Source organism: Aliidiomarina indica (genome assembly GCF_015354615.1).
GTDB lineage: Bacteria > Pseudomonadota > Gammaproteobacteria > Enterobacterales > Alteromonadaceae > Aliidiomarina > Aliidiomarina indica.
Window position 1 is genome coordinate 51062 of the sequence record NZ_JACAVQ010000002.1, and the last position, 19520, is coordinate 70581.

A 19520-nucleotide genomic window follows, 5' to 3' on the forward strand; every position below is an offset into this window, starting at 1 on the left:
CACTCCGTGCTACTATGCGCACTTCTTTTATTTTTCTATTTCTTTGAATTGGGCGTTGTAGGTATGACAGAAAAGCGGTCTATATTTTCTTCTTGGTTTGGTCGTAAAGAAAAAAACGACAAAGAATCGCAGAAGCCTGAGCAAGAGCCCTCGGCGGACAAAGAGCCCTTAGCGGAGAAAGAGCCTTCAGCGGAGAAAGAGCCCTTAGCGGACAAAGAGCCTTCAGCGGGAAAAGAGCCCTCAGCGGGAAAAGAGCCCTTAGCGGAGAAAGAGCCCTTAGCGGAGAAAGAGACCGCCGCCCAGCAGCAAAGCCCAAGTGCAGCAGAAGACGCTGCCGTGGCCATGGCTGAATCAGCTGCACGTACTAACCAAACCCAAGAGCGGCCCGGACAAACATCATGGTGGCAGCGGCTACGTGATGGCTTAAAAAAGACATCGAGTTCGGTAGGCTCGGGCCTAGCTAATATTTTTGTGGGTAAAAAGATTGATGACGAGTTATTCGAAGATCTCGAAACTCAATTGTTGATGGCCGATGTCGGTGTGGATACCACCACAAAAATTATCGACGACCTTACCCAACATGCGTCACGCAAAGAATTAAAAGATGCCGAGCTTCTGTATGCCAAGTTAAAAGAAGATATGGCAGCCATGTTAGCGCCGGTGAGCGTACCGTTGTCGGCCAACGCTGCTCCCGGGCCATTTGTGATTTTGATGGTGGGCGTGAATGGTGTGGGTAAAACCACCACCATCGGCAAGCTTGCGCGCCAATTTCAAAATGAAGGCAAGTCGGTGATGCTTGCAGCGGGCGATACGTTTCGCGCTGCTGCGGTGGAACAATTGCAAGTGTGGGGCGAGCGTAATCAAATTCCTGTAGTTGCTCAGCATACCGGCGCAGACAGTGCGTCGGTGATTTTTGATGCGGTACAGGCAGCAAAGGCTCGCGGCGTTGATATACTTATTGCTGATACCGCTGGACGCTTGCAGAACAAATCAAACCTGATGGAAGAATTAAAGAAAATTGTTCGGGTCATGAAAAAGTTGGATCCGGATATGCCCCACGAAGTGCTGTTGACGCTTGACGCGGGGACAGGTCAGAATGCCATCAGTCAAACGAAATTATTTAAAGAGGCTGTGGGTGTGAGCGGTTTAGTGATGACTAAGCTCGACGGTACCGCCAAGGGTGGTATTATTTTTGCGCTCGCGGATCAATTTGGAATCCCCATCCGCTATATTGGTGTTGGTGAAAGTTTAGAAGATTTGCGTCCGTTCCATGCGGATGAATTTGTTGACGCGCTTTTTGCACAGGAATAGCGTTTCGTTAAAGCGATAATAACAACAAGGCTTTGCCCATGATCCGCTTTGAACAAGTCAGTAAAACATATCCTGGAGGCTTTCAGGCGCTGAAGAAAGTGAGCTTTGCCCTTGAACCGGGCGAACTCGCATTTCTGACGGGCCATTCTGGCGCCGGTAAAAGTACCCTATTGCGACTTGTCGCCTTAATGGAACGTCCTTCCGTCGGGCGGGTTCTTATTAATGGCCATGATTTAAATAAAATCACCCGCAAACAAATTCCTTATTTACGCCGTGATATCGGGATGATTTTTCAAGATCACCGATTATTAATGGACAAAACCGTGTTCGATAATGTGGCGTTGCCCCTGTACATCGAAGGGTATACCCAATCTGAGGCGAAAAAACGGGTGCAGGCAGCCTTAGACAAGGTGGGCTTAACCGGACATGAACGGAAGTTTCCAATTATGTTGTCGGGTGGTGAGCAGCAACGGGTTGGGATTGCACGGGCTATCGTGAATAAGCCGCCTTTGTTGTTGGCCGATGAACCCACGGGCAACTTAGATCCTAAGTTGTCACTCGAGATTATGAGTTTGTTTGAGTCTTTCCATCAAGTGGGAGTGTCGGTACTGATCGCCACCCACGACCTCGCTTTAGTGGCACGGATGCGCCATCGTAACCTAGTGCTTAAAGATGGCCATATGATAGACGATGGGCTGGCCTCGGGTGGGTATGATCCGCTAACTGAGGAAGCGTACTAATGGGTTTCCTCAAGCGTAGCCAAGACACGCGCCAAGGCGCTCGCAGTGTGCAAATCTCCCGTTGGCGGCGGTTTGTGATGTTTTGGGCCAATAATGCCCAGCAAGCGATTGGCAGTTTAGGTGAATTAGCGCGCACACCATGGGCATCGCTGATGACTATTGCCGTGCTTGGCCTGAGTCTCACTTTGCCTTCAACGTTGTACGTGGTGGTAAAAAACAGTCAGACAGTCAGTGCTGAGTGGGATACCGCTGCGGAAATCAGTTTGTTTTTACGCAAAGACTTACAAACTCAAGAGCTCCAAGGGTTTCGGGAGCGTGTACGATTATTGGAGCAAGTAGAATCGATTACCTTTGTCGACCGTGATAGTGCCCTGCGTGAATTTAGAGAAAGTAGCGGGTTTGGCAGTGCCATCGATTATTTGCAAACGAATCCCTTACCGGATGTGCTCATTGTTGTTCCGGCGCTTGAGTACCGCAGCGCCGATCGGGCGCGGCAACTGTTGGAGCAACTGGAGCAAGAACGGGAGGTCACTTCGGCGACTCTCGATCTACAATGGCTTGAGCGCCTACAGGCGCTCGTGCGGGTGGTCGAGAACAGTTTTGCTGGCTTAGGCCTGTTACTGTGTATTGCGGTCGTCCTCATTGTCGGTAACACCATTCGCTTGGCGATACTTAATCGTCGCGATGAAATTATGATTATGAAACTGGTGGGTGCTACCGATGGCTATATTCAACGACCTTTCTTATACACCGGGTTTTGGTACGGTGTGATAGGGGGCGTGATTGCTTGGATAGCGACTTCTCTGTTGATTTGGTGGATTAGTGCATCGGTGGTGCGGTTAAGCGCGTTGTACGACAGCAAGTTCCGCCTTCAAGGTCTTGATTTTAACGACATGATGGTGGTTTGGGCCATTGCTATCGGCCTTGGCCTGCTGGGGTCTTGGATTGCCGTACGGCGTCATGTAGCGGCTATAGAACCTCGCTAATGGCTTGTGAAAGCACACTGTCATCAAATGGTTACAAAGGGATGTTATAACAGGCTTGCAACCCGATAAAGAGTTGCTAGAATGAGGGTCCACTGGGGATTAGTGGATTGGCTCAAAGAGCGATCCAAATCAGAAACTTTTCGTAGTTTATAGGGTCTTAATTAGGTCCCCAAACGTCGCTTGAAGTAGTGAGGAAAGCAATGACTGCACATACTCAATCCATGGCTATAATGGTCCCAAAAACTGGGAGCCTCGAGTCATATATCGCGTCGGTGAATAGCATTCCGATGCTTAGTGCAGAAGAAGAGAAATCACTGGCCGAGCGTTTACAGCAAGATGGCGATTTACAAGCTGCTAAGCAGTTGATCATGTCGCATCTGCGCTTTGTAGTTCATGTTGCCCGTAGTTATCAGGGATATGGGCTGCCGCAAGCGGACCTTATCCAAGAGGGCAACATTGGGCTGATGAAAGCGGTAAAACGCTTCGACCCAACCGTGGGTGTGCGCCTCGTTTCTTTTGCCGTGCATTGGATTAAAGCTGAAATTCACGAATATGTGTTACGCAATTGGCGCATCGTGAAAGTGGCTACCACAAAAGCACAACGCAAATTATTTTTTAATCTTCGCAAAGCCAAAAAGCGTTTGGGCTGGTTTACTCATGATGAGGTAAACACCGTAGCTCAAGAGCTTGGCGTGAGCAGTGCCGAAGTGATGGAAATGGAATCGCGCATGAGCGCCCATGATGCCGCCTTTGATGCCTTTGCGGATGACGACGATGGCGATGCGGTATTTGCACCATCGCAATATCTTGAAGACAAATCAGCCGATGTTGCTGCCCGCGTAGAAGCGGACAATTGGGAGCAACACGCCAGTCAGCGTTTAGCGCATGCGCTCTCAAGCCTCGACGAGCGAAGCCAGCACATTGTGCGGGCACGCTGGTTAGACGAAAACAAAGTGACCTTGCATGATCTGGCGGCTGAGTATCAAGTGTCGGCGGAGCGTATTCGTCAGCTTGAACAAAACGCAATGAAGAAATTGCGTTCAGCGATGCTATAAAGCGATGCTGCAATGAAATGTCGGATTGGGTGCGGTGCCTGTTGCATCGCACCATCCATTTCTAGCCCTATCCCCGGAATGCCCAAAGGCAAGCCTGCCAACACCCGCTGTGTACAATTAAACGACGATAATCTTTGTTCTTTATTTGGTAAGCCTGAGCGACCCTTGGTATGCGAGCAATTCCAAGCCCAGTCCGATGTATGTGGGTCTACCCGCGAAGAAGCAATTATTCTTCTCAGCGAGCTTGAACAAGCCACACTCAGTTAACTAATCTATTCAACATGAAGCATTTTCTGTTGGGTGTTTTTAGCGTTGCTTTACTGGCGAGCTGCAGTGCGCAGTGGACTCCGCGTGCGCTATCGGATGAAGCGCTAGAACACGCTCTTGAAGCCCATTTTCAGGAGCGAGAAGCGCAAGGATTTTCGGGCCTAGTAGCTATTTATGCGGGCGACCAACGCGTTTACATGAGTACGCACGGCTACGCGAACCGTGAGCAAGAGCAACCGATTACTGAATCTACGGTGTTTCACCTTGCCTCTGTGTCAAAACAATGGACGGCAGCAGCCATCCTGGCTTTGGTGGATGCCGGACAGCTAAGCCTGCAAGACACGCTGGAAACACTGTTTCCTGAAAGCGTATTAGAAAAAACGCGCTCCGAGACCCACCAAATTACGATTCATCAATTGCTTACCCACAGTGCCGGTTTGGAAGATTTCCCCGTGCCTTGTTCCCAAGCAGAAGCAGGCACCCTGAACCGTGATAGGTTTCTAGAACAGGCGCTGCAAGTGCCTTTAAAGCACCCACCGGGGCACCAGTTCTCATACTCGAACGGGGGGTATGAGATTCTTGCCGCCGTCATTGAAATAACCACTGAAATGACTTTCGAGCAGGCACTGCGACACCTGTTCTTTGAACCCTTAAATCTCACTGATACTGGAATTTCCCCAGAACGTTGGGATCCGAATTCTATTGCTATTGGCTATGATCAGGCAGGGCAACCTTGGGGCAGCCTGCATAGTTTGTTTTGGGGTGATGAGGGTCCGCTTTGGTGTAATCGAGGCTCAGGCGCCTTGCTCAGCACCGTTGCTGATTTGCATCGCTGGCTCGGGGCGCTGATGAACGGGGAGCGACTCTCAGATTGGGCATGGCAACAGAAGCAAACGGCGCATATCAGTGAGGGCGCGGGCGCTTCCTATGGTTATGGTTGGAGTATATATCAGACGCGCCAGTATCGTGAGCTAGGCCATACCGGTAGTTTAAATCACATATTGGAGGCTGATGTGAGGCTCTATCCAGACACAGAGGTAATGATTATTGTGCTGGGAAACAGTGGCGAATACCCCGCCACTGAAGTGCTGGCGCCGATATTGCCGACGATTCATCAATGGATGTTTAATCGCTAACTAGCGGCGAATATAGGGGCGCGGGTTGACCGGATTTCCTTGCTGTCGAATTTCGAAGTAGAGACCGGGTTCGCGTTGTCCACCGCTTTGGCCAACTAATGCAATGGTTTCACCTCGACGGACGCCTTCACCCACATTTTTCAGCAGGGCTTGATTATAACCATAGAGGCTCATATCGCCCTCACCATGATCAATCACAACAACCATGCCGTAGCCTCGCAGCCAATCAGAATAGAGTACGCGCCCGTCAGCAATGGCTTTTACTTCAGTTTCTGGCTCTGCGGCGAGAACCACGCCGCGCCAACGCACTTGGCCACTTCGCTGGTCGCCAAAGTTATAGCGGATATTCCCCTGTACCGGCCAACTCAGCTGCCCTCGAAGTTGTGCTAAACCATTAAGTTGAAATCCTTGCCGCGACATGACTTCCTGCAGCGCTGCGAGCATTTCTGTTAGGTTTTGCTCATTGCGCAGCATGGTATCGAGCTGTGCCTGTTCCGAGCGCTGCTCTTGTTCAAGTCGGGCAACCAGTTGTTGTTGTTCGCGCTGTTTTCCGGCGAGATCAGTTCGCTGCCGTTCTTGCTGGCTGCGCGTTTGTTGCAGCGCTTGTTGCTGGCTTTCTAGTTCCTTTTGGACATCGTTAAGCTGTTGTTCGAGTGCATGTAATTTATCGAGCTGCTCGAGGCGGGCGTCATTTAAGAAGCCATAGTAAGCTAGCATGCGCTCAAAACGAGCGGGGCTTTGTTGGTTGAGGAGCATCTTCAAAAAGCTATGGTCACCATTGCGGTAGGCACTCTCAATTTGATCAGAGAGCAATTGGGCCTGTTGCTCCAAGTCGCTTTGCAAGCGCGTTTGTTCTTCCTCGAGCTCGGTAATGTGTGCTTGTACCGACTGAATCTTTTGTTCAGTTGCTTGCAGGGCCTGAGCGGCCTGTTGCACTTGAGTCTCTAATTGCCGCAATTCGCGTTCGCTACGACTAAGGCGTTGCTGGCGCCGCTCTAACCGCTGGCGACTTTGTTCAATTTCACGCTGCAACGCTTGTAGTTGTCGTTCCGTTTGCGCGGCCTCGGCTGCGGTTTGGTCTTGCGCCAATAGGGGCGCAGACCAGAATAAGCTCATCATGCCCAACAAGCAGAGCGCAGCACGACAATGAAACACTAGGCGATAGGCGCGCGTGTTCGGCATATTAATCCTTGAGTTGCATTAACACCTTGCCGGTCATTTCCGGAGGTGGTTCCATACCCAGTAGGTGAAGCATGGTTGGTGCAATATCCGAGAGACGACCGCCACTCTTTGGCGTGGCGTCACGGCCAACGTAAATTAGCGGAACCAAGTTACTGGTGTGGGCCGTATGGGATTGACCGGTTTGATGATCGCTCATTTGCTCAGCATTACCGTGGTCCGCGGTGATCAAACATTCACCGCCGTGTTTTTTCAGCGCTTCAACAACACGGCCTACAGAACGATCAACTGCTTCACAGGCCTTGATAGCCGCGTCAAAATTGCCGGTGTGTCCAACCATATCACCGTTCGGGTAATTGCAAATGATCACGTCATATTTGCCAGACTCTACCGCTTCTACTAGCGCGTCAGTGAGTTCTTCGGAACTCATTTCGGGCTGAAGATCATAGGTAGCCACGTTCGGTGAGGGAATTAAAATGCGCTCTTCACCGGGGAAAGTATCTTCCTGACCACCACTAAAGAAGAAAGTAACGTGGGCGTACTTTTCGGTTTCTGAAATACGTAACTGGGTTTTGTTATGTTTTGCTAACCATTCACCGAGCACATTGGTGAGGGGCTCTGGTGGAAATGCGACCGATGCCTGAATGTCGGCTGCGTACTCAGTGAGGGTAACAAATGCACTGAGTTTGGGTAGTGCGCTGCGATCGAAATGCGAGAATTCTGTATCTACGAAAGCGCGTGTGAGTTCTCGGGCGCGGTCGGCACGGAAATTCATAAAAAATACGGCATCCTGATCGCCAATAGGTTTGCCTTTTGCCAACCAGGTAGGTTGCACAAACTCATCGCTTTCATCACGTTCATAGGCAGCTGTTAGGGCACCAGAGGCATCATCAGCGTGATGCATACCTTTGCCTTGAGTCAATAACTTCCACGCCTTCTCAACGCGATCCCAACGGTTGTCGCGATCCATGGCGTAATAGCGGCCGCACAGGCTGGCGAACTGAACACCGTCTAGTTGAGCGAAAGTTTTTTCAAAGCGCTCGATGGAGGCCATTGCGGAACGCGGTGGTGTATCACGACCATCAAGAAAGGCATGAACATACACTTGCTTGGCGCCTTTGGCTTTTGCCAAGGCGACCATGGCCAGTAAATGATCTTCGTGACTATGAACGCCGCCGGGCGATAACAATCCCATCACATGGACGGCAGCGTTGGCATTTACCGTGAGCTCAAGTGCATTGGTTAACACTGGGTTCTGTTGAAAGTCACCGTCTTCAATCGCCTTGGTCACACGGGTAAAATCTTGATAGACAATACGACCCGCGCCAAGATTCACATGGCCCACTTCCGAGTTGCCCATTTGCCCTTCTGGGAGGCCGACAGCCATGCCAGATCCATCCACTTGAGTATTGGGTACCGTTTTATACAGCGCATCGAGAACCGGTGTGTGAGCATGGGCAATAGCGTTATCAGGGGCATCTTCTCGACTTCCCCAACCATCTAAGATTAATAAAGCGAGTGTACGTTTGCGCGATTCCACAGCAGCCATGCAGCACCTTTTTATTTGATTGTCGCCGATGAAATTGCCCAAACCTCTGAAAAGCGAGATGGGTAAAGGAATTTCGAGGCAACGATTGAGCGTGTTCGATGTTCAGAAATTGCTCTGTAGTTTACTGCATTTAGCGGCGATAAGCATCCGTTCGATCGATATTTTACTGGCATCTGTGGGCTGAGACGGTATACTCTTGCGCTATCTTTTTCCGGTGTGAATCGGACCCAAGCAAACGCATGACTGTCACCTTAAATAGGGTTTTCCGATTCGGGAGAGCGGGTGGCAAGAGTAGTCAGGAGAGGGCATGGAACAGTTTTTCCAATTTGTGACCGAGCATTACATTCTAAGCACATTGTGGTTAGTGGTGTTTGTGATGTTGGCAATGGACATCTTTAAAAAACGTTTTTCATCACTGCAACCATTAAAGCCTCAAGAAGCGGTGTTAAAAACAAATCGCGGCGGTATTTTCGTTGATGTGCGCACCGATGAAGAATTTGAGAAAGGCCACATTGCAGGCTCGAAACACCTCTCGCTAGGAAAAATTCGCGCAGGTGAGACAAAAACGCTTGAGAAATTCAAAGACGCCCCCATAGTAATGGTATGCAACTATGGAAACACTGCGCGCACCGCTGGAACAGCACTCGTGAAAGCAGGATTCTCACAGGTGTATGTGTTGCAAGGAGGCCTTCAGGCGTGGCAAGGTGCCAGCCTACCGGTTAACAAAGCGCAACCGAAAAAACAAAACAAAAAGAAATCGTAACGTAACAACACAACGATATCCTTTTTACTCAAATCATTTAGTTAGATAAAAGCAGGAATGTACTATGGCTGATGAACAGCAAAACGCACAAGCAAACGGCGCTGCCCAGAACGAACAGCAAAAAGCGCAATTCCAAATTCAACGCATTTATATAAAAGACGTTTCTTTTGAAGCGCCGAACAGCCCAGCCATGTTCCGCAAAGAGTGGAAGCCTGAGTTGAGTGTTGATATGAACGTAAGCAATACCAAGCTTGAAGATAACGTTCACGAAGTGGTGTTAACTCTGACCGTGAAGAACACGGTAGGCGAAGATGTGGCGTTTTTGTGTGAAGTAGCACAAGCGGGTATTTTCACCATCGCTGAAGAAGTGGCAGAGCAAGCAAAAGCGCACACAATTGGTGCATTCTGCCCTACAATTTTGTTCCCATACGCACGGGAAGCAGTGGCAAGCTTAGTAAGCAAGGGAACTTTCCCGCAGCTGAACTTAGCACCAATCAATTTTGATGCGGTATTCGCACAGCATATGCAACAGCAACAAGCAGCTGCAGGCGAGCAACAGCCAAAAGCTGACGCGTAAGTGAGTCTACCTCTGTGACTGATTTAAATTCAGTAACAGTGCTTGGGGCGGGGTCGTATGGCACCGCCCTTGCTCTCTGTATCGCTCGAAAAGGTCAGCGCACTATTCTGTGGGCGCGTGATCAAGAGCAAGTTGAGCAAATGCAACAAACCCGCGAAAACAGTCGTTATTTGCCTGACTGTCCTTTCCCAGACCTACTCGAAGTTGAAGGCTCGCTTGAAAAAGCGGTGCAAGCATCCGACATCATCCTAGTCGTTGTGCCAAGTTACGGATTTGCTGAAGTGTTAGAGCAACTCGCTCCGCACCTTCGTGCCTCTGCCGGTGTGGCATGGGCAACCAAGGGGCTAGAGCCAGAAACCGGACGGCTTCTTTCGGAAGTGGCGACTGAGGTATTGGGCGAACAACGGGCCTTAGCCGTTTTATCTGGGCCAACCTTTGCCGGTGAAATGGCCAAAGGAATGCCGACAGCTATCGCAGTGGCGGCAAACAAACCTGAGTTTGTAAGCGTGTTATCGAAAGCGCTCCATTGTGACCGCTCATTTCGGGTTTATCTGAATGACGATTTTGTAGGAATGCAGCTCGGTGGCGCCGTGAAAAACGTGATTGCGATTGGTGCAGGGATGGCCGACGGGCTTGGATTTGGTGCCAATACACGCACCGCTTTAATTACCCGTGGACTTGCGGAGATGACTCGGTTGGGTCTGGCGTTAGGTGGCAAGCCTGAAACCTTTACCGGTATGGCGGGCCTCGGTGATTTAATTCTGACTTGTACCGACAATCAATCTCGGAACCGACGCTTCGGATTAGCAATTGGGCAAGGCAAAACCGTTGACCAAGCCATGCAGGAAATTGGACAAGCCGTGGAAGGGTATCGCAATACGCGGGAAGTGGTTGCTTTGGCTAAACGCTTTGGCGTCGAAATGCCGATTTCAGAAGAGCTGTACAAGGTTCTTTATGAAAACAAAGAACCGAAAAAGGTGGCGCAAGATTTACTGTCGCGCGCGCAAACATCGGAAAACTCTCACTAGCGCGTTCATCTTATTGGCATGCGTTGATCGCCAGGTGAACGACCAACGCATCTATGCCAACAATTACGACTCTAACAACTGTTTCTCAAGGATAATCCACTGCTGAGCAAAGTTCTCAGACGGCTTCTTCTTGAAGCTCGAGCGAACATATTGGCTCAATTTTCCTTCTACATAAGCCATTACAATATTTGCGAGCATACCTTCGTCGCTATTAAACTGCGTGCCTTCGCGCATGCGACGCTCACGTAGAATCTGCTTGATTTGGCTTTCCAAGCGCTCAAATAAACTGATCACCCGACCCCGTAAGCGCTCATGCTCGCCCATCAACGCATCGCCAGTAAGTACCCGCGTCATACCCGGGCTTTGTTCCGCAAAGCGTAAAACTAAGCCGACGATTTGGCGCACGCGCTCCATGGTTTGTTTTTCGTTTTCTAGTACTTTGTTGACTCCGCCAAGCAAAATATCTTCGATGTGCGAGATAAGATCATCAAACATACGTGCTTTCGACGGAAAGTGGCGATAAAGCGCGGCTTCCGATACACCGACTTCTGCTGCCAGCTTAGCCGTCGTAATGGGCTGGCCGATGTTCGTTTCAAGCATGTGAGCAAGTGTCCCGAGAATTTCCTCGCGACGATTCGATTTCCGAGTTGTGGTCATCGTGTATTCCCTGATTTTTATGTTACGCCAGTTGTGGGCCGGCTTTCTCTATCGTGATGTTAGTGACGTCCAGACGAGCCAAATCCGCCATCGCCACGGTCGGAGTCGCTAAATTGGCTTACCAAATTAAAGTCGACTTGAACCACAGGCACAATCACCAATTGTGCGATGCGTTCACCCGGCTCAATGGTGAATCTCGTTTGTCCCCGATTCCACACAGAGACCTTCAGTTCCCCTTGATAATCTGAGTCAATGAGACCTACAAGGTTGCCTAAAACGATCCCATGCTTATGACCCAATCCTGAGCGAGGCAATATGGTGGCGGCCAACCCTGGGTCTGCAATATGAATCGCTAACCCAGTGCCGACTAATTCAGACTGCCCGGGCTCAAGAGTAATCGCATGGTTTAAGCAGGCGCGTAAGTCTAAGCCGGCAGATCCGGGTGTCGCATAAGCAGGAAGGGGGAATTCTTTCCCTACGCGTGGGTCGAGAATTTTTACGTCAATTGATTTTTTCATAGGACGTTCAGTTCTTCTTATTGTCGTTAAAATTTAAGGTTCTTCGGGCTGAGGTGTAGTTTGCTGCGCAATATAACCTATCACTTCCGCCGCGATTGAGCTTTTGCTTTGTGCTTCAAGATGCTTTTTCTTATCTTGCCAAAATACAGTGACCGCATTGTGATCACTATTAAATCCAATCCCTGCTTGGCTGACATCGTTGGCGATGATCATGTCTAGGTTCTTCCGTGCCATCTTGTCTTTTGCATAATTATCAAGACGCTGTGTTTCGGCTGCAAATCCAACGCAAAACGGCTTTGGCGATTGCTCAGCCACCCAGGCAAGGATATCTGGGTTCTTTACCAATGATAACTGCAAGGTATCTTTGCCATGCTGTTTTTTCATTTTTTGTGATTCCGCACTTACGGGGCGGAAATCCGCCACGGCGGCACAGCCGATAAAGATGTCCATGTCGGTTTCGGCTTGCGTAGCCTTCAACATATCTTCGGCGGTGACAACATCAACTCGCTTCACGCCACTAGGCGTATCCAAGCTCACAGGCCCAGAAATTAGCGTAACTTGAGCCCCTGCAGCTTGCGCTGCTGTGGCTAATGCGTAGCCCATTTTACCCGAGCTGTAGTTACTTAAATAACGCACAGGATCGATCGCTTCACGGGTTGGACCGGCCGTGATAACAACATGTTTACCATGCAGGGCAGCTGGCAGCGGGGCTTTATTGAACGCACTTGTGGCGCCGAAAAAATCTTGGATGTGTTTAAGAATTTGCTGCGGTTCAAGCATCCGTCCAGCGCCGGTCTCGCCACAGGCTTGCGAGCCTTCTGCCGGCCCCCAAATCAACTTGCCGTCGTCTTGGAGTAGTCGCAGGTTTCGTTGCGTGGCAGGTGCTGACCACATCAGCCGATTCATGGCTGGTACCACAGCAATTGGAGAATCGGTGGCTAAACACAGAGTGCTAAACAAATCGTCGGCATGACCATAGGCTAAGCGTGCCATGGCACTCGCCGTAGCAGGAGCCACCACGATTAAATCTGCCCATCGAGCTAACTCGATATGGCCCATCGCTGCCTCAGCTGCAGGATCAAGCAAATCGTCATGTACGGGATGCCCAGACACCGCCTGCAACGTAAGGGGCGTGATAAAGGCTTTAGCGCCATTGGTCATCACCACGCGCACCTCAGTGCCTTCGTCGCGCAAACGGCGCACCAGTTCCGGGGTTTTATAAGCGGCTATTCCGCCTGTCACAATCAGCAATAGCTTACGCTTTGTAAGGCTTGCCATAGTTGTTTCCATGCTAGTGAGTCCTTACCTTTTAAGATACCACGACAAATATCAGTTTGGCACGTTTCAATCACCTTCGCACAGAAGCAGGGAGCTACAATGGAAGCAAAGGGAGCAATCAAAGCATGGGCACCAGAAGAACGGCCGCGAGAACGTCTAGCGGCACATGGACCTGGCAATTTAAGTGATTCCGAGTTACTCGCCGTCTTATTCGGTACCGGTAGCGCGGGCAAAGATGTTCTGACGTGGAGTCGCGATGTCTTGCAGGCAAGTGGAGGGCTAGCTGGGCTAATGACTATGGAGCCACACCATTTATTGGATATTCCTGGCATTGGCCTAGCACGAAGCATGCAAATTCAAGCAATTTTAGAGCTCACTCGTCGCTATCTTGCTGCCACACTTAGAAAAGGTGAAGGTTTTACCCGCCCAGAAATGGTTCGCGACTATTTGGCGGCGCAACTTCGCCATCAAGGAAGGGAGGTATTTGTGGTGTTATTGCTGGACAGTCAGCACCGTTTGCTGCATTATTGCGAGCTGTTTTACGGCACCATTAATGCAGCGCCGGTGTATCCGCGTGAAATCATCAAGTTGGTCATGCGTTACAACGCTGCCGCAGTGATTCTCGCGCATAATCACCCCTCCGGTGTAGCAGAGCCAAGTGATGCAGATCAACGTGTCACCGATCGCATTGGCGCAGCGCTTCAAACGATAGATGTAAACTTGCTTGATCATTTTGTGATAGGGGCAGGGGAAACGGTCTCTTTCAAAGAGCGCGGGTGGCTGTAATCAAAAAATTCATGGGCAAATGCACAAAAAATGCGCGGTAAAGCTTGTTTTTACCGGCGATTTTTAGTATAAATTGCGCCCTCGATTTATAGGGCAAGGCCATCAGGGCGATTAGGCGAGCTTGCAAAGCAATTTCGGAGTAACGAACATGTCACGAGTATGTCAAGTAACAGGAAAGCGGCCAGTGGTTGGTAATAACCGCTCACACGCGAACAATGCGACCCGCCGTCGTTTCCTGCCAAACCTGCAAAGCCACCGTTTTTGGGTGGAGAGCGAGAAGCGTTTTGTTAAATTGCGCATCTCTACGAAAGGTATGCGGATCATCGATAAGAAAGGTATCGATTCAGTTCTTGCTGATCTGCGTGCTAAAGGCGTCCGGGTTTAATTCCGGCTAGAACGAAAGGAATAATACGATGCGTGATAAAATTCGTCTGGTTTCTTCTGCTGGTACTGGATTCTTCTACACCACAGATAAAAACAAGCGCAACATGCCGGAAAAATTTGAAATCAAAAAATTTGATCCAGTGGTTCGCAAGCACGTGATGTTCAAAGAAGCGAAAATCAAATAATTTGATTCTCCACGAGTGAATATCGAAAAAGCCCGCAACTGGAAAGTTGCGGGTTTTTTGTATCTGTCATGGGTTCTCCATGCATTTGATCAGCACTGTGTCATAGGCTCGCGTTTAGGTGTCAAAAGCTGCATTTACTTCCGATTCATTAGAATCCACATTTCTCGCCTATACGCGGGTTCTCTCTCAGTATCGCGAATACTGGGACTTCTTGCCCTTTGCCCAGTTCGATAGCGGTTGGAGTGAGCCCAAAGTAGCCCATGCCATGGCACAGCTGACGGAAACAGACATCGAGCATTTTGAACGTGATGCAACCGCGTTATATCAGCAGATGGTTGTGCTTTTCCCTGAGGTGAAGATGCTGCCGGTGCCAGAATTACGAACGCAAACGCGGCCCGAAGTGCCGTTTTGGCTGCACACAGGTATTGGCGGACGTAAGCTCACACAAATTCAAGCGTTTGTAGCGACGCTACCGACACATGCAACGCATTCGCCTCAACACGAGAATGTGCTTGAGTGGTGCGCCGGTAAAGGCTACTTAGGCCGGTTTTTGGCATTTACCCGTAATTCTTGCGTAACCAGCGTAGAGATTGAAGCGCGCTTATGTGAACAGGGTTTAGCTGCCGCGCAAAAGTTTTCCCTATCACAGCGTTTCCTGCGAGCGAACGTGCTGTCAGAGTCTGCGACGATTCCCTTTTCAATGAACGATAGAGCTGTTGCATTGCACGCCTGTGGCGGTTTGCATACAACCTTGATGACGGAATCAGTTGCCCATGCTATTCAGGCCGTCCATATCGCCCCCTGTTGCTATCATTTGCATGGAGAAGGGCAGTACCGCCCCATGTCGCATGTGGGCCGTGCGAACGATTTAGGCTTATCTCGTGAGGCACTTAAGTTTTCCGTGCAAGGCATGGTAACCGGTGGCGATCGCATTGCTCGATTACGGCAGCAAGAGTTATCGTGGCGGTTAAGTTATGACAGTTGGCGACAGGTCCACACCAAGGACCATCTTTATCGGCCATTGCCGTCTGCACCGAAGTCGCTATTTCAGGGGGATTTCGCAACCTTTGCGCAATGGGCTGCGCAACAGCACGGGCTAACTATCGCTGACACCGAGCAATGGCAGCCCTATTTAGCACAAGGACATAAGTTATCGGTTCAGGTGAGACGCATCGAACTTATTCGGCATGTATTTCGTCGCGTTCTCGAAACCTGGTTAGTCTTAGATCGTGCGCTTTATCTGCATGAAGCTGGTTACAAAGTACAGGTGGAGTTGTTCTGCGACTATCAAGTCACGCCCCGTAACATGATGATTCACGCGCACTATCTATCGTGATCCAATCTATATTATTTAGCGAATCTGGCGATCTGCACGACTCGGTTTATACTACAAAAATTACAAGCCACTGATCGAGATAATAATAATGAACGCTACGAATACCCTTTCAACGGCAACACCCGTGCAAACGACAGAGCGCATGCATGTACTTGATATTCTGCGTGGCTTTGCCTTGTTCGGCATTTTGATGATGAACATCGAGTACTTTCAGCGACCGATGCAAGCAATCATGATGGGTTTGGACCAGTCGCAAACCGGAATTGATTATGTGGTCGGTTTGTTTGTTTATGTCTTTATCCAAGGCAAATTCTATACGCTGTTTTCACTACTCTTTGGAATCGGCTTTGTTATTTTCTTAGATCGGGCGAAAGCAAAAGTGGATAAGCCACGCTGGCTATTTTTCCGGCGTCTGGCCATTTTGGCAGTGATTGGCGCGGTTCACGCCTTTCTGATTTGGGCGGGTGACATTCTGCTGTCGTATGCGTTTGTCGGACTCTTTTTAATGCTGCTATTTCACAACACATCGGTGTCACGTTTGTGGAAATGGGGTTTAGCATTAATCATTTTTCCACTGGTGTTGTTCGCCCTGGGCGCTTTGGGCATTTCCATGGCCATGCAATATGATCCGGAAGGGACGGCCATCGCCTTCGACGAGCAACATGCCGCGCTGCTCAATGACATCATGCGGGGCGACTTTATTTATGCTCAGGGAAGCTACTGGGAAGTGGTGCAATGGCGTATCTATGAGATGGGTCAGCTGTATTTAGGCGCTGGCTTTGTTTTCTTTATTCCCTCTATATTGGCGCTATTTCTATTCGGTGCTGCCTGCGCTCGGGCAGGACTGTTCCAAGATATTGCTGGTAATATTCGCTACTTTAAACGTTTTGCGGTGTGGGGTTACGGACTTGGTATTCCGGCAGCATTGGCCTTTGCATATCTCTCCGTGGACATGGACATAACCGTCCCCACGTACCAAGGTGCTCTTGGCTTAGCCTTACAGACTCTCGCAAACATTGCTTTGTGCTTTGCCTACCTCAGTACGTTTGTTTTGCTGATGCATTATGGCAAACGCTGGGTGCAAATTTTCGCGCCGGCAGGACGCATGGCCTTAACCAATTATCTCCTCCACTCCATCGTGTTTACCCTGATATTTTACGGATACGGCTTAGGGCTTTATGGAGAAATAGGGCGTGCCGCGGCAACTGGAATGGCCATTTTGCTGTATGTCGGCCAGCTCTTTGCTAGCCAATGGTGGCTGCAACGCTATCAATATGGCCCGATGGAATGGGTATGGCGTAGCTTAACCTATGGGCGCCGTCAGCCATTTAAAATTTAAGCGGGCGGGTCGACGCGATGAGCGTTTGTGGTGTTATGGCGGAACCATCCCGTCATACTAAAGCGCTCTTTGTGGGCGACCTTGACCTCATGCACGAACATATCGCTTAGAAAAATCACCATGGTGTTTTGCTGGGGAAGAACGGTTTCAAGAACGTCACCGTTCTCCTTGTACATCACCAATGCACCGCCATCCCGCGCTTCCCATTCAGGATTTAGGTAATACACCGTAGTAAGCACTCGATTGGAACGGCCTTTAAATGCGTCCAGATGCTTTTTGTAAAAGGTACCGGCCTGATATCGCGCGAGGTGGCATTCATAGTCGAACAACCCCATAAACAAAGTACGGTTTAAATGGATACGCAATGCATCCATTGTATCCAGATAGGCACGCTCTATGGGATGATCCGCGTGTAACCAGCGAATTTGATCACTGCGAACACGCGTGTTTAACGTATGCAGCTGTTCTCGTCCAATTCCGGCGGAATTCCAATCCGGTTCACCCAGTTGGCGTGCATAATCGTACAGGGATGTGGCTTCATGCTGCGGTAGAAACGACGGAATAATCAAGTAACCTTTGTGTGCTAAATCGCTAAAATCAAAAGCCGCAGGATCACAAGTTAAACGGCCATCGGTCGCCGCGAGAAACTCTCGGGCTAATGATGGGTCGTCTGCTTGTGCAATGACGGGCGTTACATGATTCACAAAGCTAGCTCCAAAGGATAACGAGGTGCATAATATAGTCATCTATCCTGTTTCAGGGTATACAAAAAATACTAACTTAATCAAATGGATACATAATGCCCGAATTACCTGAAGTAGAAGTGAGTCGGTTAGGGATCCGTCCTCATCTAGAGCATCAGCGCGTGCGCACAGTGCGCGTGTGGCAGCCGCGTATGCGCTGGCCTATTCCTGATGCGGTTTACTTGTTGCAAGGTGAGCCTATTCACCGGGTCCGACGTCGCGCAAAATATCTACTCCTCGATAGTACCCACGGCAGTTTAATTCTGCATTTAGGGATGTCGGGCAAGCTGTGTGTGGTACCCACCGAAACGCCTCGCCTAAAGCATGATCATTTTGAGCTGGAGTTGGAAACAGGGAAAAGCTTGCGGCTGAATGATGCCCGCCGTTTCGGTGCTGTGCTTTGGCAACCTCATGATGAAGAGCATACGTTGTTAGCGAACTTAGGGCCAGAGCCTCTCACCGAGGCGTTTACCGCTGAACATTTGTTCACCCTAAGCCGAGGGCGCTCAGCACCGGTAAAGAGCTTTATTATGGATAATCATGTGGTGGTTGGTGTTGGCAATATTTATGCGAACGAAGCGCTGTTTGCCAGCGGTATCGACCCGAGACGAGCAGCAGGGCGCATTAGTAAGGCGCGTTATGCACGCCTCAGCGAACATATTAAAACGGTGCTTGCGCGAGCCATTACCCAAGGCGGTACAACCCTCAAAGACTTCACTCAGGCCGATGGCAAACCAGGCTATTTTAGTCTTGAACTTTCCGTTTATGGGCGTGCGGGACAGCCCTGTGTTGTGTGTGAGCGCCCTTTACTGCAGCAACGCATTGGCCAACGGAATACGTTTTTTTGTGCGCACTGCCAACGTTAACGCGTCGGTGAGTCAGCGGCAATTATCTGAGCTGCGAAGTTATCAGGCTCTGTCATAAATGGCGCGTGCGCACTGTCTGTGAAAATGTGGCTGCGATCAGCGCTATTTTTTAAGGTCGCCTGGAGGTGATCGGCAACCTGAGCAGGAACCAAAGAATCGCGCCGGCCATACAAGCGTATACTGGGCACTTGCAAGTGTTGTAGTTGTTGGCGCAGGTCGACCCTAGCTAACCACTCTAGCCCCGCTTTCAACGCTTCTGCGTGAGGTGCAGGCTTGCTTGCTAATAGCGACCGCATGGTCTTAATTTCAGCACGAGCCTGCGGGCTACCTAAGGCTTGCACGGCTAAAAAGCGCTCAATAGTTTTGTGCAGGTCTGTACTTAATTGCCGTTGAAACTCTTCGAGCACTGACGCTTTAATCCCCGGCCAGTTTTCCGACTGCAGGAAGTAAGGAGAACTGGCAATGGTCACAAGCGAGTGAATACGCTGTGGCTGTTGTAATGCGATTTGAGTCGCTATTAATCCGCCCATGGACCAGCCAGCAAGTACATAAGGTTCGGTAATTTCGCCCTGCAACCTGTCGGCAACACGCGCACACGCTTGCGAAAAATCAGCATCCGTTGCGGCCCAGCCAGATTCACCAAACCCAGGTAAATCTAATGTCCACACGCGATAATGGGCAGTAAGATGATCCAGAATAGGCGTCCATATACTTTGATTGAGTCCCCACCCATGCAGCAGCACCAAATTCCGCCCCCTGTGTTGTGGGTTATGTAGGTTAAGGCTTAATTCGCTTGATTCAGTCACGGCTTGCTTTACCTATAGGCTAGGGTAATAG

General features: G+C 49.9%; 22 protein-coding genes. 15 read left to right on the forward strand and 7 right to left on the reverse strand.

Annotated features, from left to right (window positions below; translation table 11 throughout):
- Positions 1–63 precede the first annotated feature (63 nt).
- The 6 genes from ftsY to HXZ99_RS04615 all read left to right on the forward strand — a co-directional run bounded on the left by ftsY (position 64) and on the right by HXZ99_RS04615 (position 5495).
- Positions 64–1311, forward strand: coding sequence for a signal recognition particle-docking protein FtsY (gene ftsY / locus HXZ99_RS04590; protein WP_194756112.1), 1248 nt, complete (start codon positions 64–66; stop codon positions 1309–1311).
- Between the two features lie 38 nt (positions 1312–1349).
- Entirely contained in the window at positions 1350–2051 is a 702-nt protein-coding gene (gene ftsE / locus HXZ99_RS04595) for a cell division ATP-binding protein FtsE (protein ID WP_194756113.1), read from the forward strand.
- Positions 2051–3037 carry a permease-like cell division protein FtsX gene (gene ftsX, locus HXZ99_RS04600; protein WP_194756114.1) on the forward strand — a complete coding sequence of 329 codons (987 nt, stop codon included), beginning with the start codon at positions 2051–2053 and terminating at the stop codon, positions 3035–3037. Before ftsE ends, ftsX begins: the two co-directional genes overlap by 1 nt.
- A gap of 200 nt (positions 3038–3237) precedes the next feature.
- Positions 3238–4092: an RNA polymerase sigma factor RpoH gene (gene rpoH / locus HXZ99_RS04605; protein WP_194756115.1), complete on the forward strand. Its 855-nt coding sequence runs from the start codon at positions 3238–3240 to the stop codon at positions 4090–4092.
- A gap of 12 nt (positions 4093–4104) precedes the next feature.
- The gene (locus HXZ99_RS04610) at positions 4105–4359 is read left to right on the forward strand and encodes a YkgJ family cysteine cluster protein (RefSeq protein WP_194756116.1); all 255 of its coding nucleotides are present in this window, start codon (positions 4105–4107) and stop codon (positions 4357–4359) included.
- Between the two features lie 14 nt (positions 4360–4373).
- Entirely contained in the window at positions 4374–5495 is a 1122-nt protein-coding gene (locus HXZ99_RS04615) for a serine hydrolase domain-containing protein (RefSeq protein WP_194756117.1), read from the forward strand.
- On the opposite strand, the gene HXZ99_RS04620 is transcribed toward HXZ99_RS04615, so the two are convergent.
- Both HXZ99_RS04620 and gpmI read right to left on the reverse strand, forming a co-directional pair.
- Positions 5496–6677, reverse strand: coding sequence for a murein hydrolase activator EnvC family protein (locus HXZ99_RS04620; protein WP_194756118.1), 1182 nt, complete (start codon positions 6675–6677; stop codon positions 5496–5498).
- Position 6678: 1 nt separating this feature from the next.
- A complete protein-coding gene (gpmI, locus tag HXZ99_RS04625; RefSeq protein ID WP_194756119.1) occupies positions 6679–8223 on the reverse strand; it encodes a 2,3-bisphosphoglycerate-independent phosphoglycerate mutase in 1545 nt (514 codons plus the stop codon).
- Between the two features lie 307 nt (positions 8224–8530).
- On the opposite strand from gpmI, the gene HXZ99_RS04630 reads away from it, so the two are divergent.
- The 3 genes from HXZ99_RS04630 to gpsA all read left to right on the forward strand — a co-directional run bounded on the left by HXZ99_RS04630 (position 8531) and on the right by gpsA (position 10591).
- Positions 8531–8986 (forward strand): rhodanese-like domain-containing protein, encoded by a 456-nt coding sequence (locus tag HXZ99_RS04630; protein ID WP_194756120.1) that lies wholly within the window; start codon positions 8531–8533, stop codon positions 8984–8986.
- A gap of 64 nt (positions 8987–9050) precedes the next feature.
- Positions 9051–9563: a protein-export chaperone SecB gene (gene secB / locus HXZ99_RS04635; RefSeq protein WP_194756121.1), complete on the forward strand. Its 513-nt coding sequence runs from the start codon at positions 9051–9053 to the stop codon at positions 9561–9563.
- Positions 9564–9577: 14 nt separating this feature from the next.
- Complete coding sequence (gene gpsA / locus HXZ99_RS04640; RefSeq protein ID WP_194756122.1) at positions 9578–10591, forward strand: NAD(P)H-dependent glycerol-3-phosphate dehydrogenase; 1014 nt, start codon at positions 9578–9580, stop codon at positions 10589–10591.
- Between the two features lie 63 nt (positions 10592–10654).
- Here the strand turns inward: gpsA and slmA are convergent, their stop codons facing one another.
- The 3 genes from slmA to coaBC are packed head-to-tail and all read right to left on the reverse strand — an operon-like array spanning position 10655 to position 13044.
- Entirely contained in the window at positions 10655–11248 is a 594-nt protein-coding gene (gene slmA / locus HXZ99_RS04645) for a nucleoid occlusion factor SlmA (RefSeq protein WP_194756123.1), read from the reverse strand.
- A 59-nt stretch (positions 11249–11307) separates the two neighbouring features.
- A complete protein-coding gene (gene dut, locus HXZ99_RS04650; RefSeq protein WP_194756124.1) occupies positions 11308–11766 on the reverse strand; it encodes a dUTP diphosphatase in 459 nt (152 codons plus the stop codon).
- A gap of 33 nt (positions 11767–11799) precedes the next feature.
- Entirely contained in the window at positions 11800–13044 is a 1245-nt protein-coding gene (gene coaBC, locus HXZ99_RS04655; RefSeq protein WP_194756346.1) for a bifunctional phosphopantothenoylcysteine decarboxylase/phosphopantothenate--cysteine ligase CoaBC, read from the reverse strand.
- Positions 13045–13143: 99 nt separating this feature from the next.
- Between coaBC and radC the strand changes: the two genes are divergently transcribed.
- The 5 genes from radC (at position 13144) to HXZ99_RS04680 (ending at position 17074) form a co-directional block, all read left to right on the forward strand.
- A complete protein-coding gene (radC, locus tag HXZ99_RS04660; protein ID WP_194756125.1) occupies positions 13144–13830 on the forward strand; it encodes a RadC family protein in 687 nt (228 codons plus the stop codon).
- Positions 13831–13978: 148 nt separating this feature from the next.
- Entirely contained in the window at positions 13979–14215 is a 237-nt protein-coding gene (gene rpmB / locus HXZ99_RS04665; RefSeq protein WP_143235969.1) for a 50S ribosomal protein L28, read from the forward strand.
- A 28-nt stretch (positions 14216–14243) separates the two neighbouring features.
- On the forward strand, positions 14244–14399 hold the full coding sequence (gene rpmG, locus HXZ99_RS04670; RefSeq protein ID WP_007420939.1) for a 50S ribosomal protein L33: 156 nt from the start codon (positions 14244–14246) through the stop codon (positions 14397–14399).
- 118 nt (positions 14400–14517) lie between these two features.
- The gene (locus tag HXZ99_RS04675; RefSeq protein ID WP_194756126.1) at positions 14518–15735 is read left to right on the forward strand and encodes a methyltransferase; all 1218 of its coding nucleotides are present in this window, start codon (positions 14518–14520) and stop codon (positions 15733–15735) included.
- An 88-nt stretch (positions 15736–15823) separates the two neighbouring features.
- A complete protein-coding gene (locus HXZ99_RS04680) occupies positions 15824–17074 on the forward strand; it encodes a DUF418 domain-containing protein (RefSeq protein ID WP_194756127.1) in 1251 nt (416 codons plus the stop codon).
- Here the strand turns inward: HXZ99_RS04680 and HXZ99_RS04685 are convergent.
- Positions 17071–17778 carry a 2OG-Fe(II) oxygenase gene (locus HXZ99_RS04685; protein WP_331458471.1) on the reverse strand — a complete coding sequence of 236 codons (708 nt, stop codon included), beginning with the start codon at positions 17776–17778 and terminating at the stop codon, positions 17071–17073. The two genes, HXZ99_RS04680 and HXZ99_RS04685, sit on opposite strands and share 4 nt — an antisense overlap.
- Before the next feature lie 95 nt (positions 17779–17873).
- Here HXZ99_RS04685 and mutM point away from each other — a divergent pair, with 95 nt between their 5' ends.
- Positions 17874–18683: a bifunctional DNA-formamidopyrimidine glycosylase/DNA-(apurinic or apyrimidinic site) lyase gene (mutM, locus tag HXZ99_RS04690; RefSeq protein ID WP_194756129.1), complete on the forward strand. Its 810-nt coding sequence runs from the start codon at positions 17874–17876 to the stop codon at positions 18681–18683.
- Here the strand turns inward: mutM and bioH are convergent.
- A complete protein-coding gene (gene bioH, locus HXZ99_RS04695) occupies positions 18680–19489 on the reverse strand; it encodes a pimeloyl-ACP methyl ester esterase BioH (protein WP_194756130.1) in 810 nt (269 codons plus the stop codon). The two genes, mutM and bioH, sit on opposite strands and share 4 nt — an antisense overlap.
- Positions 19490–19520 lie beyond the last annotated feature (31 nt).

Bases quoted from the DNA above. Each gene is read 5' to 3' on its own strand.
- ftsY (WP_194756112.1), top strand. From the start codon at position 64: ATGACAGAAAAGCGGTCTATATTTTCTTCTTGGTTTGGTCGTAAAGAA.
- ftsE (WP_194756113.1), top strand. From the start codon at position 1,350: ATGATCCGCTTTGAACAAGTCAGTAAAACATATCCTGGAGGCTTTCAG.
- ftsX (WP_194756114.1), top strand. From the start codon at position 2,051: ATGGGTTTCCTCAAGCGTAGCCAAGACACGCGCCAAGGCGCTCGCAGT.
- rpoH (WP_194756115.1), top strand. From the start codon at position 3,238: ATGACTGCACATACTCAATCCATGGCTATAATGGTCCCAAAAACTGGG.
- HXZ99_RS04610 (WP_194756116.1), top strand. From the start codon at position 4,105: ATGAAATGTCGGATTGGGTGCGGTGCCTGTTGCATCGCACCATCCATT.
- HXZ99_RS04615 (WP_194756117.1), top strand. From the start codon at position 4,374: ATGAAGCATTTTCTGTTGGGTGTTTTTAGCGTTGCTTTACTGGCGAGC.
- HXZ99_RS04620 (WP_194756118.1), bottom strand. From the start codon at position 6,677: ATGCCGAACACGCGCGCCTATCGCCTAGTGTTTCATTGTCGTGCTGCG.
- gpmI (WP_194756119.1), bottom strand. From the start codon at position 8,223: ATGGCTGCTGTGGAATCGCGCAAACGTACACTCGCTTTATTAATCTTA.
- HXZ99_RS04630 (WP_194756120.1), top strand. From the start codon at position 8,531: ATGGAACAGTTTTTCCAATTTGTGACCGAGCATTACATTCTAAGCACA.
- secB (WP_194756121.1), top strand. From the start codon at position 9,051: ATGGCTGATGAACAGCAAAACGCACAAGCAAACGGCGCTGCCCAGAAC.
- slmA (WP_194756123.1), bottom strand. From the start codon at position 11,248: ATGACCACAACTCGGAAATCGAATCGTCGCGAGGAAATTCTCGGGACA.
- dut (WP_194756124.1), bottom strand. From the start codon at position 11,766: ATGAAAAAATCAATTGACGTAAAAATTCTCGACCCACGCGTAGGGAAA.
- coaBC (WP_194756346.1), bottom strand. From the start codon at position 13,044: ATGGCAAGCCTTACAAAGCGTAAGCTATTGCTGATTGTGACAGGCGGA.
- radC (WP_194756125.1), top strand. From the start codon at position 13,144: ATGGAAGCAAAGGGAGCAATCAAAGCATGGGCACCAGAAGAACGGCCG.
- rpmB (WP_143235969.1), top strand. From the start codon at position 13,979: ATGTCACGAGTATGTCAAGTAACAGGAAAGCGGCCAGTGGTTGGTAAT.
- rpmG (WP_007420939.1), top strand. From the start codon at position 14,244: ATGCGTGATAAAATTCGTCTGGTTTCTTCTGCTGGTACTGGATTCTTC.
- HXZ99_RS04680 (WP_194756127.1), top strand. From the start codon at position 15,824: ATGAACGCTACGAATACCCTTTCAACGGCAACACCCGTGCAAACGACA.
- mutM (WP_194756129.1), top strand. From the start codon at position 17,874: ATGCCCGAATTACCTGAAGTAGAAGTGAGTCGGTTAGGGATCCGTCCT.